Origin of the sequence: Methylobacterium frigidaeris, from assembly GCF_022179185.1 — a bacterium.
In the GTDB taxonomy this organism is placed as follows: Bacteria; Pseudomonadota; Alphaproteobacteria; order Rhizobiales; family Beijerinckiaceae; genus Methylobacterium; species Methylobacterium frigidaeris.
The window spans coordinates 1-5,209 of sequence record NZ_BPQJ01000102.1 but is presented as its reverse complement, the minus strand read 5'-3'; the positions used below and the strand labels follow the sequence as shown (position 1 = coordinate 5,209).

The following is a 5,209-nucleotide window of genomic DNA, read 5'->3' as shown; positions in this document are numbered from 1 at the left end:
CCGTCGGCTCAAAGCCATACTTCAGGGCGGACCACTCCGATGGGGGCTGACCACCGCAAACCATTATCTCTAACATCCTACAGGGCTGGGTCACGATCAAGCGGCTCGTTGACGGAAAAGAGAAAAGAGGCAGCGGTGCCGATAAACGGAAAATTCTCATTCGGAACATGTCTGTTGGGGGCGAGACGTTCTTATGCCTGGAGAATATAGATACGGCCTACACGTTTACAACGGCACGAGTGACTTTGCCATTTGAGTGGGCGGAGTTGGGAGATCGCTGGTACACGCTCTCGTTCCGTGAGGCTGACCGCCTGGCATTTAATTTTCCCATTGCGTCCGGATGGAATGCCACGATTGCCGTGGATCACGTGGAATTTTACGCCTCTAACGGAGTTCGGGTTGTCGCCGAAGTCTTCAATGATATGGATACAGATTTCCAACATATGGCCTTGCCGGTCAGTTATGGTCCACATTTACAACTGACCGCACAGCGAGCGAAATCCTTTCTGGGTTGGCACAATCTTATAAAGCGCAGCATCAAGCTCAAATCCCGTCAGCTGCGAAACGACATAAGACATCAGATCGAGCGTAACGAAGTAATCATATCAAATTTGCGGATGCAGAACCGCAGGGTCACGTATGGTGCACGGAAAATCATCTTCGCGCCATCGACAGACCGGCGTCTCGACCACCGCTCATACGAATATCAAATGCCCGACAAGGTCGCGATACCCCGGGCGCTTGATCTATCAAGCGATAGGTTAACCTATAAAATACCATTGGAAAGCAGCAACGGATACCAAAATGATAGAGACAAGCTAGTTACCGAATATCACATTGATGCACACCATTTTGCAACGTCCGTGCTGCCCTTTGATAGCCGCGCGGACAACATGAATTGCCGGCTGTTCGATGCGGTAGGGCCAGTTCCCATCGATCAAGATGTCCGGCTGCCAGTCCTGGAAATTGTAGGCCTGTGCAAGCTCCTCAAGGCACACGATGTGGGAGCGAAAGCGCAGTTCGTTAACACGGATGACCGGCAAGCCGCTTTGCTGGTTGAGTTTGCCACCCCTGATAGTCGGGTCCGCTACATGGTACCTACCGTCAAGTCGGCCTCCATGCTCCGCCGACACGCTTGCGAGCCATTGAGCAAGACCGCTACGGGCAGTGCGCCAAATTTCGTCGGAGCAGAAGCGCAGTTCTGTGCGTATATCATATCGTACCGCTCGCCTGATCCAGTTAAGTGGCAGCTAAGGAGCGCGAATTTCCTTGAGCAGCTGAATTGGTGGATGGAGAAAACCGACGTATCCATAGCGATTTTGCTTAGTGGGTGGAGCCAGAACGACATTGACAGCTTTAATGTCCAAGGCGCTGGTGTCTTCGACGAATTGAAGGCCCGATTTGGTGACGCTGCCATCCGCGAAGTTGAGGGACGACCGCTCATCACCAACCGTATCACTTGCTTGGAATGGTTTTACAGCAGTACGTACGATTGGGGCGTCATGATGGATGACGACGCCATTCTCGAAACAAAATATCATAAGAGCGCCGAGATAACTTTTTTGATGAGATGGCTGCAAATGAACCCACAGCCTACGTTGGTGTAGATATGTTCTTTCCCTACTGGGATGGAAAGGCCCCTCACCACCCAGCTGCTTTTTGGAATAAGCCTGGTCGTGATTATGACAGCAATCATATTTTCCACAAAAATCCAGATCTAAAAGGTAGCCTCTTTGTGCTGCGGAATTTCCGCAAGGAGGGCCGCCGCGAAGTCTTCCCCAACCCCACGTATGATATTCATGGAGAGGACACACTGCTCGCCACGGAGGCCATGTCGCTGGGCTATACGGTCATGATGTGTGCCAACATCGTGCTGCGCGAACTCGATGGGCCAAGCTATTTCGAGGAGGATCGCCTCAAAAATATGCGTGCCGCGCATATGAGAATTGCAGAGATGTACAAGCATCTCGGGTTGAGGATGAAGGATCCAGCGGATCCCGAGAACAAGTCGTTTGATAGGACGGAATTTTACGATCGCTGTTGGGATCAGCTCAAGGAGCAAACTGTTCCAAAGCCCTGAGGCTACAGAGGGGGCGCCTTCGCAGCTCCCCCGTTCCGTCGGAGCACGGCGCAATCACTGCACCGTCGCACTGGCCGTTGGCACCTCGTTCAGTCGCGTGGTGAAGCGCGGTGAGCGCATCTCGAACTTGGTGGACCAGATGCGCTTGTCCACCAAGCCCGCCCGCGCTGGCACCACCGCTTCGCGCCCGAACCGGCTGTTGCAGGCGTCCATCGCCGCCATTAGCGCGCCGGACTTCTTCGGGTCGTGCGCGTCGAAATCGAGGGCACGGTGCGTCGCCCACCAGCATGATGTCTGTGGTGACTAACCCTCCCCTGCCGTCGCGCCAGGGCGACGGCCCTTACTCCTTCCGGGCCTACAGCCGCCGCACCGGCAGGGTCCAGGCCAGCACTGCATTGGCTATGGCGAAGAGCGCAATGGTCGAGAAGGCGGCTGAGAAGCCGCCTTGAATGTGTGTCACCGCCGAAGCGCGCGACGCTTCTGGCAAGCTCGCCAGAGCGGCAGGACCGTGTCGAACGGCGTCGGCGAAGACATCAGCAATCGCAGCGCTCCGGCCCAACGTGACGAACAGCACGGCCATCGCGATGGTGACGCCGATGGCCGAGCCGACCGAGCGCGACAGTTGCACGGACGCGGACGCAGCCCCCAGCATGGCGGGCGGAGCCTGGGACTGCATCGTGATCTGAGCCACCGGCATGGCCGAGCCCTGAAACACCGCCACGACCGCCAGCATCGCCGGAAGACCCCAGGGGCCGAGCACCGCCCCGACCGGCCCCATCCCGAACGCCACGAGCAGCAAGCCCAGCGCGGCTGCGGTCTGACCCACTGCGGGGAAAATGGCGACACGCCCGGTACGCGAGACCAGTCGCCCCGTGATCAGCGACCCCACCCCAACCGTCGCAGTCAGAGGCAGCATCATCAGCCCGATCTCTCCGGCCGAGGCCCCGTCCACCGCTCGCAGGTGGATCGGCAGGATCGTCGCTTCGCTCACCAGCAACGCTCCGGAGCAGGCCGCCATGGCGTTCGCTCGCCACATGGCTGGGCGACGCAGTAGGTCCAGGGGGAACAGCGGGTGCGTCGCTCGCCGCTCCTGCCGCCCCAGCAGCACGAGGCAGACCAGGGACATCCCGATCCCGAGCAACGTCGTAGGTTCGATGCGCTGCAGTTGCTCCAACGCCAGCAGGAGCGGCACCACCGATCCGGCAAACAGGAATAGGCCCGGCCAGTCGAATTTCCCGCGCTCGCCGCTGCCCTCGCGGCCGGGTAGCCGCACCAAAAGCACCATCGCCAGAAGGCCGAGCGGCAGGTTCACCAGGAAGACCGAAGGCCATCCGAACGCCTGCGTCAGTGCCCCGCCTGCCACCGGCCCGAATGTCGAGGAGGCCACGATCACCGCGGCCATGAACCCTTGGGCTCGGCCCAGCTGATGGCGGGCGACGTTTTCGGCCAGCACCGCCTGGCTCAGCACCATCAAACCGCCGCCTCCGAAGCCCTGCAGAATGCGCGCCCCGACCAGCGTCAGGAGGCTATGCGCTAAGGCACACAGCACGGACGCCGTGACGAACAGCGCCAGGGCCAGCAGCAGCATGCGTCGCCGCCCGAGAGCATCCCCCAGCCTGCCATAGACGGGCGCCGCCACGGTACTGGCAACCAAGTAGGATGCGACCACCCAGGAGACCCGCTCCACATCCCCGAACTCGCTCGCCATAGCAGGCAGCGCCGCCGTGATGATGGTGCCGTCCACCACAGCTACGAATGTCGGGAGCAGGATGGGCGGAAACACTCGCCGGAGCGGCAAATTCATCGGTGCCATTCTCAGATCGGACCAGCTGCGACGGGGCTGGCGGTGGCGGTTGAGGAGAGCGGTACACGGATGTGGCAGGCGGAGATATGGCCCAGCTGCTCGCCGCGGTTGCGCGCACATCAAGGCCAGATCGTCCGCCGATGCCGTCCCTAATCATCACGGTGGAGTGGGTGGCTTCGGTCGGGTATGGCAACGAGCCGACTGCCAGGATGCATCCCGGGGGTAACCGGGTCGGTGTGATGCGGACCGATAGGTCGCACCACCAGGGCGGATCGGTGGCTAAACGCTGATTGCCCCCGCTGCTCCAAAAGGACGAAGGGTAGGAAACCGTGGCTGTGAGTGTGGGGCGTGCCGCCGTGCCGGTGGGCGCCGTCGGTGGCATCGTGATGATGCTGCTTGGCGTGCTGTTCTTCGCGTTGAACGACACGATGGGCAAATGGCTGCTTGGCACCTACGCGGTGGGTCAGCTCATGCTCGTGCGCAGCATCTCCGGCCTATGTGTGATGGCGCCTGCAATCCATCGAGTTGGGCTCAGCGGCTTCCGGGATGCACCGCGCCCCGGCCTGCAGCTTGTGCGAGCAGGCTTCTCGACTCTCGAAGCATCGCTCTTCTTCTGGGGCGTCAGCACGCTGCCGCTGGCCGAGGTCATGACCTACTACATGGCGGGGCCAATCTATGTGACCGCTCTCTCGCCCCTGCTGCTGGGCGAGCATGTGGGCTGGCGTCGCTGGGCCGCCATCGGGGTGGGCTTCTGCGGGGTCGCCCTCGCTCTCCACCCGTCGCCAGGGTCGTTATCCGTGGGGGCGGTGTGCGCCCTCGCCGGCAGCTTCTTCTACGCGCTGTTCCTCGTCACCACGCGTAAGCTCGCCGCTGTGCACGGCGCCGTACTGATGACGAGCCAACTCGTGTCGTCGCTGATTTTTGGGGCAGCTCTGGTGCTGGCCTATGGATGGACCTCCACCGGACCCAAGGACTTCGCACTGATGCTTCTGCTAGGCGTAGGATCGCTGCTGGGCAATTTATGCGTGAACCAGTCGCTCCGGCTGGCGCCTGCGACGACGGTTGTGCCCTACCAGTACACGTTGATCCTATGGGGAATGCTGTTTGGCTACTTGTTCTTTGGCGAGATGATTGGCCCGCTCACATTGGCTGGCGCTGGCATCATCGTTGCCAGCGGCCTATTCATCTTCTTGCGGGAGCAGCAATTGGGGCGGAGATAGAAGGCCCGTGGCGTGCCATCTGAGCCAGTCATTGCAAAGCTGCACGATCTTTGGTCAGCCCCCATCGGAGTGGTCCGCCCTGAAGTATGGCTTTGAGCCGACGGA

Annotated in this window: 5 protein-coding genes; 3 read left to right on the top strand and 2 right to left on the bottom strand. The window is 60.4% G+C overall.

Translation table 11 applies throughout. The annotated features are described in order from the left end of the window. Window positions 1-239: 239 nt before the first annotated feature. Together MFF64_RS36275 and MFF64_RS36270 are read left to right on the top strand one after the other, a co-directional pair. On the top strand, window positions 240-1,607 hold the full coding sequence (locus MFF64_RS36275) for a hypothetical protein (RefSeq protein ID WP_238193846.1): 1,368 nt from the start codon (window positions 240-242) through the stop codon (window positions 1,605-1,607). A 2-nt stretch (window positions 1,608-1,609) separates the two neighbouring features. Next, the gene (locus MFF64_RS36270) at window positions 1,610-2,080 is read left to right on the top strand and encodes a glycosyltransferase family 2 protein (protein ID WP_133123228.1); all 471 of its coding nucleotides are present in this window, start codon (window positions 1,610-1,612) and stop codon (window positions 2,078-2,080) included. A gap of 54 nt (window positions 2,081-2,134) precedes the next feature. Here MFF64_RS36270 and MFF64_RS36265 read toward each other — a convergent pair whose 3' ends face one another. Continuing rightward, window positions 2,135-2,302 carry a DUF4113 domain-containing protein gene (locus tag MFF64_RS36265; protein ID WP_238193844.1) on the bottom strand — a complete coding sequence of 56 codons (168 nt, stop codon included), beginning with the start codon at window positions 2,300-2,302 and terminating at the stop codon, window positions 2,135-2,137. Between the two features lie 133 nt (window positions 2,303-2,435). Then, a complete protein-coding gene (locus tag MFF64_RS36260; RefSeq protein ID WP_238193842.1) occupies window positions 2,436-3,884 on the bottom strand; it encodes an MFS transporter in 1,449 nt (482 codons plus the stop codon). A 329-nt stretch (window positions 3,885-4,213) separates the two neighbouring features. Here MFF64_RS36260 and MFF64_RS36255 point away from each other — a divergent pair, with 329 nt between their 5' ends. Beyond that, window positions 4,214-5,104: a DMT family transporter gene (locus tag MFF64_RS36255; RefSeq protein ID WP_238193840.1), complete on the top strand. Its 891-nt coding sequence runs from the start codon at window positions 4,214-4,216 to the stop codon at window positions 5,102-5,104. The last annotated feature ends 105 nt before the right edge of the window (window positions 5,105-5,209 follow it).

Bases quoted from the DNA above. Each gene is read 5' to 3' on its own strand.
- MFF64_RS36270 (WP_133123228.1), top strand. From the start codon at position 1,610: ATGTTCTTTCCCTACTGGGATGGAAAGGCCCCTCACCACCCAGCTGCT.
- MFF64_RS36265 (WP_238193844.1), bottom strand. From the start codon at position 2,302: ATGGCGGCGATGGACGCCTGCAACAGCCGGTTCGGGCGCGAAGCGGTG.
- MFF64_RS36260 (WP_238193842.1), bottom strand. From the start codon at position 3,884: ATGAATTTGCCGCTCCGGCGAGTGTTTCCGCCCATCCTGCTCCCGACA.